Genomic DNA, 14,496 nt, shown 5'->3' with positions numbered 1-14,496 from the left:
TGATATGTTTTGAAAATATATTGTTTTCTTGATAATGATAGTTCCAATAATCCGCCTCCAAAAGTGGGTCAAGCGGTGGGTCAAGAATAAGGAGTTCAAAAATTCCTTCACTAATATAATTCGCCCAATCATTAAAAAAAATATTTTTACAAAACCATTTTTCAGCCAAAAAGTGGGTCAAAAGATAGGTAAAAGATGATGGATTTGATTAACTTTGAAATAAAAGTTATCAGATATGATCATCAAGCGAACGATTAAATTCTCTATCCAAAACCAGCGTAATGCTGGAAGCAGACTTCGTATGCGTGTTTCGTACAATGGTTGCAGGGTGGATTTTCAGACAGGAATCGTTTTGAACAAGGAGTATTGGGACGATGTGCAACAGCGTGTATTACCCTTAAACTCTAATGTTGCCATGGCTACTGACCGAAATGATCAACTTTTGCAGATGTTGACAGATATGATAGCAGTATTTCGAGAATACGAACTACGAAATGTGGTACCGACAGTACCTGAACTTCGTAAATCTTTCGCTAAGCAACGTTCCTCTCACACACAAACTGCACAGCAGAACAAGAATAAAGATAGAACTCTAATTGTTCAACAAGTGGATAAAAAAAGGAACGGGACGAAAGATAAGGGCTTATGGAAGTATTTTGATGAATTTGTCAAAGTCAATGGAAAACTGAATGACTGGACTTCTGCAACCCACGAAAAATTTGCTGCCCTTCGGAATCATCTATTTACTTTCGACAAAAAGCTCACCTTTGACAAGTTTGATGAAGATGGCATAGCCAACTTTATTGATTATCTTGGCAAAAAAGGTATGAAAAACAGCACCATCAACAAGCAACTCGGTTTCTTGCGGTGGTTCTTGCGTTGGTGCTACGAAAAAGGCTATCATACAAACCATACATTTGAATACTACAAGCCAAAGTTGAAAAATGCGACCAAACGTGTTGTGTTCTTGACAGCAGAAGAACTGAATACGCTTGAAACATTTCAAATACCTGACAAGTATGTAGCCCTCGGTCCTGTACGTGATGTATTTCTCTTCACTTGCTACACTGGCTTACGTTACTCGGATGCTTGCAACCTTACATGGGATGATATACATAATGGAAAGATAGAGATAGTAACCGTCAAGACTTCTGATCGTCTTCTCATAGAAATCAATTCAAAGGCACAAGCTATACTGGATAAGTATGCCGAAATACATTTTCCTAACAAGAAGGTTTTGCCGGTAGTAAGTAATCAAAAGATGAACAAACACCTGCATACACTTTGTAAGTTGGCAGGCATAGATGAATCTATCAAATCAACCCACTATGAGGGAAATAAGCGAGTCGACGAAGTACACCCCAAATATGAGCTTATCGGTACACACTGCGGACGACGTACTTTCATTTGCACAGCTTTAGCTAAAGGCATCCCCCCCAGTGTTGTAATGAAGTGGACTGGTCATAGTGACTATAAAGCGATGAAACCTTATATTGATATAGCGGACGAAGTGAAGTCTGAATATATGAAGCAGTTCGATAATTAAAAATCAGAAGGTAAGATACCTTGTATGAAATAAAATTTATTATCTTTGTAATGTCGTTTCGAGACACTTTAATACATTTGTCGAATAAGTGGATAGCTTTCCTCCCGACATCCTTTAATACAATTTTCGCTACGACAAATGACTCTCAAGCCAAAAGGTCATCATTATGTTTTAACGTATTAAAGTGTAAAATATGGAACTATCAGAAGCATTCTTACAAACACCATTGGCGGAATTATCCGTAAAGGATTTCGTTAATCTTATGAAGGAATATCGACCCAGCGCAGATACAGCATCAGAACACCTGTTCGATGAAGATGTGTGGTTATCAGGATATAAGAACCTTGCAAAGTATTTGCATTGTAGTGTACCAACTGTATGCCGCCTTGTGAAGAGTGGCAAGCTCGATCCTGCTATCAGGAAAATTGGTGCTACCTACTGGTTTGACAAAAGCATGATATACAATTTATTAAAACCCCAAAATCATGAGTAGAAATACATCTACGGCAATCTATAAACAAGACAAGCCATATCCTCTCGTTTCTTTCGAGGGAAAATTATATCTACAAGTTGGAGTTCTGTTCGTAGTTACGGATGAAGACTCCGATGAAATTGTGGATGGAAAGAAAGTATTAGGCTATCACCGTAGTCAAGAAGCATATCCAATCATTGCCACATCGACAGAAGATATAGGTAGAACTATCTGTACTGAAACAACAGGGTGTATGGGGTGTAACCATATTCACGAAGGCGAGAAGGTTAACCTGACCAGCCTATACTATTATTTTGAGAATAATTTCTATTCAAGGGTACATATAGATGATAAAACAGACGAGATTGATTATGCACCACCATTTAGTCCTCTTTCCACTGCATTTGCTTTTCAAGAGTATGGTTGCATTATACTGCCCCCAGCAGATGACATCATAAAAATATATTTATTCATCACGTATCATGAGCCAGATAAGTATTATCTTGAAACAGATGAACAACCTTGTTTTTTCTGTGTTCCCTTGCTGGATGTTTACTCCACCGCTAAAAAGTTCTTGAGCATAATCAAAGATTATAGCGACATAGTAGGAAAGAAACTAAAATTTGTTTTTACTTGTAACGAGAAGTATCTTTTTTCTTTTCCATCGTACCAAGCAAGAGATAATTACATAAAGGAGCTGAATGAGTATATTCAAGCAGGATGGACTGCGGATTAGTTTGAATAAACAAATAAAGGGATAAGATATGACAAAAGTAGAAATTACAGAATGGGGCGAACTTAACATTATAGAGAAACTTCTGTCTGATTATACACTGCATACATCAGAAAGGAAAGATCCTCGTGTCATCCATGCAAGAACTTTGTTAGACCGTGTTCGCCCAGCACTTGTTGAAGCAACAACAAAATTATAAAATTATGCCCATCAAACTCGAAAACAGGAAGCTATATCCCAAGAACTGGAAAAAGATTAGGGAGAAAATATTAGAACGTGCTGGAGACAGGTGTGAGTTCTGTGGTGTGGGAAACCATACCTTTCGCTACAACGAGCGAACTGGTCGTTTGGCACGTGTTGTTCTTACAATAGCTCATCTTGACCACACTCCAGAGCATTGTAGTCCCGATAACCTCCGTGCTTTATGTCAGCATTGTCATAATCGATATGATGCAGTGCATAGAGTAAAAACAAGTAAAAACAATAAAAACAAATGACACCAATAATCCCTTAATATAAATTATCACAAATAGAAAGGAATAGTATGACTGAAAAAATACATGTAGAATTTTGTGTCGACCTTAATGGTGACGCCAGTGGTGAAACTTATAAAATGAAGCGTGAAATGGATTTCAGACCTTGCGTCGGAGATTTGGTCTACATTTGGGATTTGACAGATGATCCTTTTGTTGTTGATCATATTGTTCTTGACTTTCCTGATGACAATGATGAACACAGGAATGGTATAACAGCGTGGTTGAAACCACAACTATAAATCTTCTTTAAAACATAAATAACTCTTCAATAATAACAACATTATATGGTGGAACATTCTATTATAAAGTTAGATCGTCCTTACCCAATAGTCCTATATCGGGGCAGCTTTTATTTGCAAGTAGGCAGCTTGTTTATTATTACAGACATGAAAGACGGTATAAACGCTTCCTGCCGTAAGTGTCAGATACCCGTGCAAAATGTATATCCAGTAATATCAGATGAAGGAGGACAGTTTGGAATGAAAACGTGTGAGCAAACTATGGAAGATACCATTTTTCTTTGCAGAGAGAAGGAAGTTGTTCCGTTTAACAAGCTAGCCCTATGGCTTTCATGGGATTTCATAGATACTTATGGTGATCCAGACTTGGAGACAGTAAAAAAATGCCCTACAATCCCAATGAACTACAGGCTCATTGAGGAGGTAACAAAGTATGGATGTAAGATAACAAAAGTAGATTTTCCTCAACATGGATTTGTCATTGATCTGCATCTTGAAAAGGATAATGTAGGTAACTATTACTTTAAGACATGGGAAGATAGTCAATTCTTCTTTTACGCAAAATATTTTGACTCGGTAAAAAAGGTTGCAGAATATCTATTACCAGGAATTGAGATTTATAGCAAATACATTATGCCAGTGGATTTTGAATGGAACTTTACCATAGATGACAAAGACTTTCAGCCACTATTCAATGAATTGAACAAATATATCAAAGAACAACTTTCAGATGGCATCGACCAGTGGAGAAAACGGTGGTATGAAGAAATATTATAAGAAAAACAAATAAAGTATTATAAACTAAACATTTTATTGTATCTTTGCACCGCAAAAGATACATTATGACAAAATTCACCAAAGCCAACTGGATGACCAGATCACTGCAAGAGAAACTGAATGTAGTGGGAGAGCAATTCCGCCTTGCCCGATTACGAAGAGATCTGACAATGGATCAGGTTGCACAACGTGCGCAATGCACAAGGCTTACTCTCTCACGTTTAGAAAAAGGAGAGCCTACGGTTTCTCTTGGTGTTGTTATGAGAGTACTCAATGCTCTGCAGCTTGAAGAGGATATACTCCATTTGGCTAAAGACGATAAGTTGGGGCACATGGTACAGGACCTAGGTATTAAGAATAAGAAACGAGCTTCAAAAAGATAACACATGGAAAAAATAGATGTGATAGCCAGTTTCGACTGGATGGATAAGGAAGAGAAAGTAGGCATTCTTGGGCATGAATACCTAAGAGGCTCTGACGTATTTTCTTTTGAGTTTAATAAAAACTGGCTCAAAACCTTTCCTAAAATTGACTTTGGGAAAGACCTCCGCCCATATCCTGGGGTACAATATAGCCGAGATAACCACATCTTCGGTTGTTTTTCTGATGCTCTCCCTGACAGATGGGGGCGGCGACTGATAGACTTGCGTACTTCACTAGAAACAGAAGGGAAAGCAAGCCATACCTTATCTGATTGGGACTATCTCAAAGGCGTGGAAGATGAGCTGCGTATGGGTGGGTTTCGCTTTCAGGACCCAGATAGCGGAGCATTTATCAGCTCTACGCCTGGTTACAGCGTTCCGCCTGCCATACACATTGATGAACTTTTACAAGCTGCTAAGGAGATTGAGAAAAGTGAGTATAAGCATTTAGAGCCTGAAAAGAAATGGGTACAAAGGCTTTTCCAACCTGGTTCCTCAATGGGTGGAGCACGTCCAAAAGCTTGTGTGCAAAGTGGCAATCATCTTTATCTTGCCAAATTCCCTTCCATCAATGATGACATCAACGTATCTCGATGGGAACACTTCGCGCATCTGATGGCTAAAGAATGTGGTATCAATGTAGCAGAAACAAAAGTAATAAAGGCAGGCACAGGTCAGGATATACTTCTATCTAAGAGGTTTGACAGAACCGCAGAAAACAAGAGAATCCACATGGCATCTTCTCTTACCGTTCTTGGACTCACTGATGGCGACGGACAAAGAACAGGAAAAGGCTATTTGGATATTGTGGACTTTATCGTTTCAGGAGGTGGCAACTACATAGAGACTAATTTAGAAGAGCTATATAAGCGAGTAGCCTTTAATATCTGCATTGGTAATACCGACGATCACTTTAGAAATCATTCGTTCCTGCTTGGTAAGGAAGGCTGGGAATTGTCCCCTGCTTACGACATAAACCCAACGAACGGTATGTTTCAGGCATTGCTTATTGATGCCAATTCGAACGATAGTTCTCTCAATAGTCTTTATAATGCCCATGAGTTTTATATGTTGGATGAAACGACAGCAAGAGGTATTATCAAGGACGTAACAAGAAACATGAAGTACTGGGAGAATATGGCAGAGGACATAGGACTTCCCCGACGAGAAATCACACACTTTACGAATCGTTTTGAACAAGGTATGGAATTTCAATATGGGGCAGGACTTTGTCGGTGAGGTTAAACGATGGAGATATTTCATACATTTTCCCTTTAGTTTATACAGTATAAGAGCATAAATAATGTTTTTATGTTTACCATAAAGGCAAAACAACAAACACCCATAAAAACAAAATATATGTATTACAAATAAGCATAAAATTTTCCAAACAAGATTTTTATTTTTATGTAAAACAAAAAATAAACGCATTTTCCTTGCAACTTAGACAGATTTTACCTATCTTTGCACTATCATATTAATTGCTCTCCCCCATTGTTCGGGTGTTAAGGCAGACTTGTACTGTTGTGAGCGAATTACATGTTATGGGGTCCCTCTCCAATGGACGTTTGTCCAAGTGACCTACCAAACTATGGAGATTGTTGTTTTAGCAGGTTTTTCTTAAAACCGCAACAATCACGCCCTGTTAGGGGCATAGTTTAGTAACGTGTATTTAAATATGATAAAAATGAAGAAACATTATTTTATGGTTGTTGCAATGGCAGTGAATCTGTCTTTGCCTGTGTTTTTTATCTCGTGCGGCTCAAATAGTTCCGATGATGGCATTGAGGCTATTGATTCCAAAAACTCTGTCATCAGAATGGAAATCTCTATGTCAGGTGACTATGCCAAGTTCGATCCGTTCCTTTCCTTTAATGTCTGGGACTTGAAAGGTAAAGGCAAGGATATTCACACCTCGACAGGTAAGGATGTGAATATGATTTGGGAGCAACACTATGAGAAGAGTCCGTTTTCCACTGCATCTGCTCAAATTAAAGGATCTTATTCGTCATTTTCCGCCTCACTTATTCTTACCAATTCTGACAGACAGGAGGGTAAAGTAAGTGTCCATGCCAAGGTGTACAAAGACGAGAAGGTTATCCGTAACCAAACAACAAACATCGACGTGCAGCCCTCTGATCTGTCTATCAGTATCGGCTATGTGCCAGAGCAAGGTTTTACCAAAATCAATTAGGAGGACTGACGATGGAACAACAAGAAAACAGAATAGTCCTGTTTGCCAATCAAAAAGGAGGAGTCGGTAAGACTACGCTATGTGGCTTGTTTGCGAACTATCTTTCTGTTGACAGAAAGGTGCCATTACTTGTTATTGATGCCGACCCACAACAGACTTTTTCGGGTCGTCGTAAGGACGATTTGCGCAGACAGGAAGATGTACCTTATGTAGTACAGTCTATGACCATTAAGAGTCCTGAAAATACTCGCACCATCATGCAGAATTTGCGTACACTGCCAGGCACAACAGTGATCGACACACCGGGTAGCTTAACCCAGGACGGTATGCTCCAGCTCTTGATTAATGCTGATTACATTATCTGCCCATATCACTATGACCTCAATACGATAGATTCCACTCGTGCTTTTATCCTTACGGTATTCCGTTTGCGTCAAGCTCACCCACAAATCAAGGCAGAATTCATTTTCGTCTGCAACAAATACGATGTGCGAGTAGGCAAAAACAGCGAACTGAAAGCATGGAAGATCGTGGATGAATACTTTCAGAAGTTTGGCATTCTTGCTCCTCGTGTTGGCAGTTATGCCGACTTGGAACGATACAACACCATTGGCAACAATGATAAGGTGGCAAAACACACCAAACGTTGCTTCGATTTTATTTACAAGACCATATATAATATAGCAGACAATGACTAAGTACAAATCAGATATAGCTGACTCTGCATCGAATATGATGCAATTGCCAGGCACATTAGAAGGGATGCTCCAGGATATTCATGGGCAAAAGGAAGTTTCTTCGCTACAAGAAGAGAGTAAGGAAACCGAAACTCTTACTAAACCTGCTCCTGTTCCAGTAGCACCGAAAAGGACTAAAAAACAAAAGCTGACGAAAGCTCTGCCACCAGCTCCGGTTTCGGTAATGGTAGATGGTGATGCGCTTTGGACTGCCTTCTGTAGCCAGTGCGAAGAAGAGGACAACTCACCTAAGATAGTAGGGAAAGATGGCAATATGACTCTTTGTAAAGTAAATAAGGATATTCTTGCAACATTTCGTAAATATGCGGTCGGGGGATATTCCACTCAAACCATCATCAATGCTATTCTTCACAGTTTCGTACTGCACTACAAAAAAGAATTCAGTCAATATAAGGTTACAGGTAAGTCCTTATTATAACATCGAGAATGCTTAGCAAGTACTTTCATCATCTTGGCAAAAAAGCTGTTTCCAAATGCATCAAATGGCTTATAATTACGGTCATTGCGTGCATCACATGGATAGGCGTCATTGGTGATCAGGTCAAATCGACAGGTCATCGACTGTACGAACAGGGACAGCAACTCTACATGGAGAGTACTAAACAGCCTTTGTCTCCTGCTAAGACAGACAGTGTACTTGGCAAGCATATAGAAAAAAATAAACGCTATGAGTAGAATTGCAACTATATGGAATGCCGACAAGATAAAATTCTTGGTCGAGAACTATGCACATGTAAGTAATCGCAAGTTGGCAAATACCCTTGGAGTATCTATCCCTTATGTGAAGATTAAAGCTCGTGAACTGGGATTAAAGAAAGAGTGTGCTAAACGAAAGATATTCCCATCTTTGGAGGCAAATATTCTTAGAATGAGCGAAAATTGTTCGTATCGAACGATTGCCGACAAGTTGAACATATCGGTTTCTTCTGTACATTGTGCCATCAACGATGCAGCTACAAAAGGTTTCCAAAAACGTAGTCGTGAGAAAACTTGTAAGATAATGTCTGAAGCAAGGGTCCGTCTCATCAAGAAAGAGCGGGCAAGAGCCGTCTTTGGTCTCAATCAGAAAACAAAGATAAAACTCTTCCCCAATAAAAAGAAATATCATATGCGAGATCGTCTGAAAAGATGCAGATATGAAGTTGATCACAATGGTACGGATGTATATATTGATGATGAGACACGCCGTCATGCCAATATCGAGGCAGAGGCACAGAAAATGGGATTCACTATACAACTCCCCTTCATAGTATATTATCCATTAGAATTTGTTACAGAGAACGGTGAAGCAGAAGATCAAATATTCACCGAGCTTAGAAGAAAGAATATTCATGGTTAATAAATTAAAACAAACAATTATGTCACAATGCAAAGGTAAGGTCATCGCCATAGGCGAGACCAGAACTGGCGAAAGTCAGAGAGGAAAGTGGGCTTCCCAGCAATGGGTGGTCGAGGAACAAGGTCAGCAATACCCTGAACATTGGGTGCTTGAGACTTTTGGCGAAGAGAATATCAATAAATACGACCTTCATGTTGGCGATATGGTAGACGTGAAATACAACGCACGCTACACTGAGAAGAATGGTAGCTACTATCCTTCGAACCGTCCATGGGAGGTGGTGAAGGAGCAACAGCAAGCCTAACCAACGAAAGCAAATAAATGATAGATACGGACAGCACGAAAAGTGTTGTCCGTTTTCTTTCTGTTGCATTATGTAGATAATTAAACCATTTAACCACAGAAAAAGCCATGAACAAGTTAGTTTTTTCCCTTAGTAGTATAAATACTACAAATTTTATTGTATTTTGACTCTAATCCCATACTTTTGTAATCGTTTTTGCAAAGACCTTTATTTGAACTTTGAAATTTTGCAAAAAACAAAGAAATCTAAAATTTATTTGTGTCTATGTTTGGAACATTCATGACCGTTATCATTATTGGATATATTGGCTATTATGGATATAATATTGTCCATGATCTCTACTTTGACAAGTCAGGTGAAGTTGTTGCCGTTGCTCACGTTGAGGAGCAGGAGGTGGACATCAAGGACGAATTAGGCAGTTTCACCCAATACGATGCCGACGAAGACCGAAAGATTGCTGACCAAAAGAAGAAAGAAACCCCAGCTGCCGATGTAAAGGCTGCAGAGGAGAGTGGATCAGTCTTCTCTCAAAAGTCTGTTATGCTCAATCCTGATGCTCCAGTTATTATGACAGGAGGGATAGATGCTGACCAATTGCCAAATCTTGTAGATTCTTTGGAAAACACAGAGAAGGCACTTGTGCTTTTTGATGTAGGCACTTCTTTTGTTGTCATTGGTAACGATACCGATAAGCTATACCTTACGCTTGGATGGGAAATTACCGATTTCTCTGATGGAGATAGCATCTATTCGTATATGATTATTTCTCCCTACGGAGCAAAGATATTGCAGAAACTACGACTCAATGTAGAATATTACAATGCAGGAAATCTTCCACAAATCAGTGTTCAACCTCCAGTAACTATCCAACAGATACTGGACTATCTACGAATGGTTGTCGGTCAGGAAAGTCTGACCTATCCCATTATAACAGCTCCTATTACAATAGAGGAAGTCGGATTTATCAGAGAGATACGTATTACTTCACTTATCATTGATGCAAAATCTGTTTCTGTGCGCATCGACAATACTGAACTGATAGAATTAGTCAAAGAGCATGAATGGAATTTCAGTCATACAGGGCTTACTCTGTTAGACAATTTATCAGGAGTAGTAGAGCCCCAGCTTCCTTATATGGTAAACCTTATACAAGCCCAGTCACAAACCCTTAGAAATCAAAGAATACATAATACGGCATTGTATAAGCTTTTTCTTGATAAGAAATGTGTTGTCTCGTCAGACACCATTATTTTTATTCAAGTAGAAGATTCTTACCTAACTTTTGACGATGATGCCATTGACGTTGTTACCTTTCAGAAGGAGGTACTGTTATATGAGTGTAGCTTATTTGGCTTGCGTGGTCGAACCGTTGCATTATTGTCTCGTCCCCAACTCGAAATATTGAGAGATACCCATTCTCTATTAGTAGTGAATAGTCCGAAAGATATTCCACTATATAAGTTAGGGTTGCAAGAAAGTTTTCTTAACCTGAAATTTAATTATGAACTTTCTTATTCTGATGTAGTTATTCGCAAGCAGAAAAGTGGTGAATACGTCATTTCAGCAAGCTATAATAGTTATCCTCTACCCGAATATCCAATTCACAATACCATTGGAGGATATTTCTGTACTCTACCATCTTGCAAAGAACGCAGTGCCATACTATCATCACTCGCTCATCGCACCTACGATACCCTGATTTCATCAGTTTTTGACTCCAGTGAATGAAATAGTTGACAAATAATAATAAAAATCCACATCATAGCCTTATCTTTGTAGTCATTAATCAAAAGTTATAAATTATGTTTTATCGGTACTGCCTGCTAATCCTATCAGTCCTGTTTTCGTGTACAGCCTTTGCACAAGAAAATACTGTCAATAAGCCACAAGAGCCTATCCTTGGTTACTATCATTTGGGAATGAACTTTGATGAGTATTGGGATCAAACACAAAAAATGAAAGAGGCTACAGAGGTAACGGACTCCAGTTCCTTGCTGTCGAAATATCTTATTTCCATCAATGGTATTACTTTCGATGTTGCTGACCTTATTTCTCCTGCTGCAGGTATTGGAGGGACTGACTATGATAATTATACGAAAGAAACATTCCCACTTTTCTTTACAGGCCAGACCTATTCTCTTGAAAACAATTTAGTTTCTGTTACTATCAAAACCCCATATTATGATATCAATGATAACCTATGTTATATGCCAGCTGGCTTATATGAACAACAGCATTTACCCAAGAATCAATGTATGTTTGATGTATATAACATTGAACTCCATAACCAACTGGTTAGCCTAACAGAGACTTTAGAATCCTATCTATCCAAAAAGTATGGCACACCAACCAAAGAATACCCCATAGCTAAATTACAGCCTCTGCGCAAAAAAGAATTGTTTCGTCAATTACCTGTTTGTTGGTTCAACTTATGCTATTCAGGTGCAATCTTGCCAAAAGCAGAATGGCAAACAGGGAATATGAAGGTTATAATGGGAATAACCAATTCTGCCACCATCTTCATATCTTTCTTAGACGAAACGCTGTTATCTCATCAAAACCTTGACAGAATTTTTGCACCAGCAGACCAATCAAGACCTATAGTCGAATGGTAGTTCTTGTTTATCGCTTAAATCTTCTTTCATCATCTATATCATCCCAGTTGCTTCCTCCTCCAACTTCCCACTCACGGTTAGAATGATGATCAGAGCCAGTCGGACGTAACAGATTCTCTGTATTGATATGTTGGGAATTTGTTTGTTGTGGGTTTGTCGGCTGTACCTTCGCAACCGTCCCTCTCTCATGCTTCATCAATGGGGATAAGTCTATATTCGTATCTCGTAGATTAACGATTGTGGAATTACCCATATCAACAGCATATACCGATTCCTCTTTCCTGAATATAAGGATCTTGGCATTATGCAAGTCATCATATAAGTGTCCTTTTTCCGCCGTACCCAAAATCTCCCGGATTTGATTAACGGTACCATCTATCTTTTCTTTATTTTTATCAGGATTTATCTGAATAACACTTTCATCTTCGATATGCCCAAACTTGCATAGGATAGTCCTCTCTTCTTCGGTCGCTGGATTGAATTCTTGAATCCATTGCCTCCTAAAATTCTTGCGTAAAATAGAAAAATCTTTCTCTTCAACGGCAATCGAAATTTTGCGCTGCTTATCTCTGATATATCCATCATGATAGATATTCACTTTATATTTCCACCATAGCGACTTATTTACTTTACCAATAGTAAGTTTATCGTTTTCCTCAATCAACTTATGTACAAACTCTAAAATAGTCTTTTCACGTTCTCCGACTGATATATTCTCCTGTTGCTTAAACGCAAGCAAAGTCTTAATATCTAAGACTTCACTACCTTTATACACAGCCTTGTTTTTGTGATCCACCACCATATATCCATAGGGAGCATCTTTTTTTCCTACAAAGACAAGCGATATACCCAATTTCTTTTTCAGCATCTTATTGAGATCTTCTTTGTTAGAAGTCAGTTCCTTGTATTTTAAAAGAATAGCCTTTAGTCTTTTGCGCTGCTTACTACTTTCTTCTTTTGTTTTCTTCGTTATAGCCAACTCTATATCCTTGATGGAAATATTATCCAGGACAGTACCTCCTTTTTTAATATTGAGTTTGTCATCTTCCACATAACTCTCATATCCATTACTTTCCAAAATAGCCTGAAATTGTCCCAACGTAGCAAATGAGTATTCCTTAGCCTTTTGAATGATACCCTTCACTTCACGTTTTGGCTCAATTCCTATAATTTTATTGATGATAACCTGTGAGCGTAACCGCTCGTTGTCATGCTCTATCTTCTTGCCTTGTGGATTCACTCTACTTGTAACAATATGGATATGGTTATTACCTGTATCATGGTGTGCATAGATTAAGACAGGTTGCCCCTTGGTGGCATAACCCATTTCTTTCAAATACTGATGCGCAATATCAAGTAGTTGATCATGTGTATATTCTTGCTTCTTGCATGAGATAGAAACATGAAACTGGGTATTCTTTATGTTCTGATTGATAGACGAATACTTAATCAGATATTCCTGCAGATTGGCAGCAGTTATGTTTCCTGTCTTTTGAAGATAGTCAAAATTAGAAATCTCTAAGAGTTCGGCTGTACCCTTAGACACCTTTCTTTCGTTATAATTGACAGCATTAAATGTGCTGCTTGAATGGAGAATAGTTGCTATCATTGCACTTTAATTGATGTAAAGATAGCTTCGCTAAAAATGACCAAGGAGACTTTCTGCCACACTGCACTGGTCAATAAATTAAAGTGCATCGAAACTATGCTGCAAATATAGCATTTTTAGTTGAATTTTAGTTCGATAGGCTCGCCTAAAATTTGTATCTTTGGTTAGGAATTTCAAAAAACATCGCATGAAAGAAGACAAAAGAATAAATCGTATCAATCTCCACCTAAACAATAAAGAGTTGGAATTATTCAAGAATAAAGCAAAAAATTACAACCAAATGGCAGCTATGATTCGTGATGCGGTAGCTCAATTTAATGATAAAGGCACAGTAAAACGTATTGAATCTCTGAACAAATTAGCTGATTTGATAACCGAATTTAATCACGAAATATCTAAGCAAGGAATAAATCTTAATCAAATTACCAAACGTGCAAATGAACTAATTTACAAAGGAGAATTAGGCAAGGAATACTACGAAGAGATTATTCTCCCTCATGTCTCTGATCTAAAAAAAATGATGAACAACATAAAAAAACAGCAATCTGACATCTTCAAAAGATTGCTGGAAATCTAAAAAAGGCATCATTTTTTGTCCTAATATCGGAGTTGCGACGATATTTCTCCCACTTCTGTGGGCAAGTAACCTTTATGTGCTGATTTGAAAAATAGGCGCCTAAAGGTACAACTTGCTACACATTTTCTATGCCTTATTTCTATCCATTTGTCCACAGGATTTACGTCTCATTTTCACCAATCCTCTCTGATTTCGTCTTGGAAACTTAGATTACATCCGTTTAGCCTATATGTTTTTATGTTTACCATAAAAGCAAAATAACAAACAACCATAAAAACAAGATATATGCTTTACAAACAATTATGAAGTTTACAAATCATAAAAGCAAAATAGCAAACAACCATAAAAACAAGATATATGCTTTACAAACAATTT

The 14,496-nt window shown here is 38.2% G+C and carries 18 protein-coding genes; 16 read left to right on the top strand and 2 right to left on the bottom strand.

Annotation, left to right across the window (positions count from 1 at the left end; translation table 11 throughout):
- The first annotated feature begins 235 nt into the window (after nucleotides 1-235).
- From JHU38_RS03530 to JHU38_RS03515, 4 genes are all read left to right on the top strand, one after another.
- Nucleotides 236-1,546 carry a site-specific integrase gene (locus JHU38_RS03530; RefSeq protein ID WP_107581011.1) on the top strand — a complete coding sequence of 437 codons (1,311 nt, stop codon included), beginning with the start codon at nucleotides 236-238 and terminating at the stop codon, nucleotides 1,544-1,546.
- A gap of 193 nt (nucleotides 1,547-1,739) precedes the next feature.
- Complete coding sequence (locus JHU38_RS03525; RefSeq protein WP_107581010.1) at nucleotides 1,740-2,039, top strand: DUF3853 family protein; 300 nt, start codon at nucleotides 1,740-1,742, stop codon at nucleotides 2,037-2,039.
- Nucleotides 2,032-2,754, top strand: a complete 723-nt coding sequence (locus JHU38_RS03520; protein ID WP_107581009.1) for a hypothetical protein — start codon at nucleotides 2,032-2,034, stop codon at nucleotides 2,752-2,754. The genes JHU38_RS03525 and JHU38_RS03520 overlap by 8 nt, the downstream gene beginning before the upstream one ends.
- 28 nt (nucleotides 2,755-2,782) lie before the next feature.
- Entirely contained in the window at nucleotides 2,783-2,950 is a 168-nt protein-coding gene (locus JHU38_RS03515) for a hypothetical protein (protein WP_199222634.1), read from the top strand.
- 70 nt (nucleotides 2,951-3,020) lie between these two features.
- Here JHU38_RS03515 and JHU38_RS12495 read toward each other — a convergent pair whose 3' ends face one another.
- Nucleotides 3,021-3,149, bottom strand: coding sequence for a hypothetical protein (locus JHU38_RS12495; protein ID WP_255414278.1), 129 nt, complete (start codon nucleotides 3,147-3,149; stop codon nucleotides 3,021-3,023).
- 146 nt (nucleotides 3,150-3,295) lie between these two features.
- Here JHU38_RS12495 and JHU38_RS03510 point away from each other — a divergent pair, with 146 nt between their 5' ends.
- From JHU38_RS03510 to JHU38_RS03455, 11 genes are all read left to right on the top strand, one after another.
- Nucleotides 3,296-3,526 carry a hypothetical protein gene (locus tag JHU38_RS03510; protein ID WP_107581007.1) on the top strand — a complete coding sequence of 77 codons (231 nt, stop codon included), beginning with the start codon at nucleotides 3,296-3,298 and terminating at the stop codon, nucleotides 3,524-3,526.
- A gap of 147 nt (nucleotides 3,527-3,673) precedes the next feature.
- Nucleotides 3,674-4,303, top strand: coding sequence for a hypothetical protein (locus JHU38_RS03505; RefSeq protein WP_107581006.1), 630 nt, complete (start codon nucleotides 3,674-3,676; stop codon nucleotides 4,301-4,303).
- Between the two features lie 65 nt (nucleotides 4,304-4,368).
- Complete coding sequence (locus tag JHU38_RS03500) at nucleotides 4,369-4,686, top strand: helix-turn-helix domain-containing protein (RefSeq protein WP_107581005.1); 318 nt, start codon at nucleotides 4,369-4,371, stop codon at nucleotides 4,684-4,686.
- Between the two features lie 3 nt (nucleotides 4,687-4,689).
- On the top strand, nucleotides 4,690-5,964 hold the full coding sequence (locus tag JHU38_RS03495) for a type II toxin-antitoxin system HipA family toxin (RefSeq protein WP_107581004.1): 1,275 nt from the start codon (nucleotides 4,690-4,692) through the stop codon (nucleotides 5,962-5,964).
- 448 nt (nucleotides 5,965-6,412) lie between these two features.
- Nucleotides 6,413-6,919: a hypothetical protein gene (locus JHU38_RS03490; protein ID WP_232369823.1), complete on the top strand. Its 507-nt coding sequence runs from the start codon at nucleotides 6,413-6,415 to the stop codon at nucleotides 6,917-6,919.
- Between the two features lie 11 nt (nucleotides 6,920-6,930).
- On the top strand, nucleotides 6,931-7,617 hold the full coding sequence (locus JHU38_RS03485) for a ParA family protein (protein WP_107581002.1): 687 nt from the start codon (nucleotides 6,931-6,933) through the stop codon (nucleotides 7,615-7,617).
- On the top strand, nucleotides 7,610-8,095 hold the full coding sequence (locus tag JHU38_RS03480; RefSeq protein ID WP_107581001.1) for a hypothetical protein: 486 nt from the start codon (nucleotides 7,610-7,612) through the stop codon (nucleotides 8,093-8,095). The genes JHU38_RS03485 and JHU38_RS03480 overlap by 8 nt, the downstream gene beginning before the upstream one ends.
- Before the next feature lie 249 nt (nucleotides 8,096-8,344).
- Nucleotides 8,345-9,016 carry a hypothetical protein gene (locus tag JHU38_RS03475; RefSeq protein WP_107580999.1) on the top strand — a complete coding sequence of 224 codons (672 nt, stop codon included), beginning with the start codon at nucleotides 8,345-8,347 and terminating at the stop codon, nucleotides 9,014-9,016.
- A 19-nt stretch (nucleotides 9,017-9,035) separates the two neighbouring features.
- A complete protein-coding gene (locus tag JHU38_RS03470; RefSeq protein ID WP_107580998.1) occupies nucleotides 9,036-9,320 on the top strand; it encodes a DUF3127 domain-containing protein in 285 nt (94 codons plus the stop codon).
- A gap of 264 nt (nucleotides 9,321-9,584) precedes the next feature.
- Entirely contained in the window at nucleotides 9,585-11,048 is a 1,464-nt protein-coding gene (locus tag JHU38_RS03460) for a hypothetical protein (protein ID WP_107580997.1), read from the top strand.
- Nucleotides 11,049-11,239: 191 nt separating this feature from the next.
- The gene (locus JHU38_RS03455) at nucleotides 11,240-11,935 is read left to right on the top strand and encodes a hypothetical protein (RefSeq protein ID WP_232369822.1); all 696 of its coding nucleotides are present in this window, start codon (nucleotides 11,240-11,242) and stop codon (nucleotides 11,933-11,935) included.
- Between the two features lie 7 nt (nucleotides 11,936-11,942).
- On the opposite strand, the gene JHU38_RS03450 is transcribed toward JHU38_RS03455, so the two are convergent.
- Complete coding sequence (locus JHU38_RS03450; protein WP_107580995.1) at nucleotides 11,943-13,544, bottom strand: relaxase/mobilization nuclease domain-containing protein; 1,602 nt, start codon at nucleotides 13,542-13,544, stop codon at nucleotides 11,943-11,945.
- Nucleotides 13,545-13,731: 187 nt separating this feature from the next.
- On the opposite strand from JHU38_RS03450, the gene JHU38_RS03445 reads away from it, so the two are divergent.
- A complete protein-coding gene (locus JHU38_RS03445) occupies nucleotides 13,732-14,121 on the top strand; it encodes a mobilization protein (protein WP_107580994.1) in 390 nt (129 codons plus the stop codon).
- Nucleotides 14,122-14,496: the final 375 nt, after the last annotated feature.

The sequence above is a fragment of the Prevotella illustrans genome, assembly GCF_017426725.1.
GTDB classification, from domain to species: Bacteria; Bacteroidota; Bacteroidia; order Bacteroidales; family Bacteroidaceae; genus Prevotella; species Prevotella illustrans.
The sequence above is the reverse complement of the archived record's forward strand: the minus strand, read 5'-3'. Positions and strand labels throughout refer to the sequence as shown.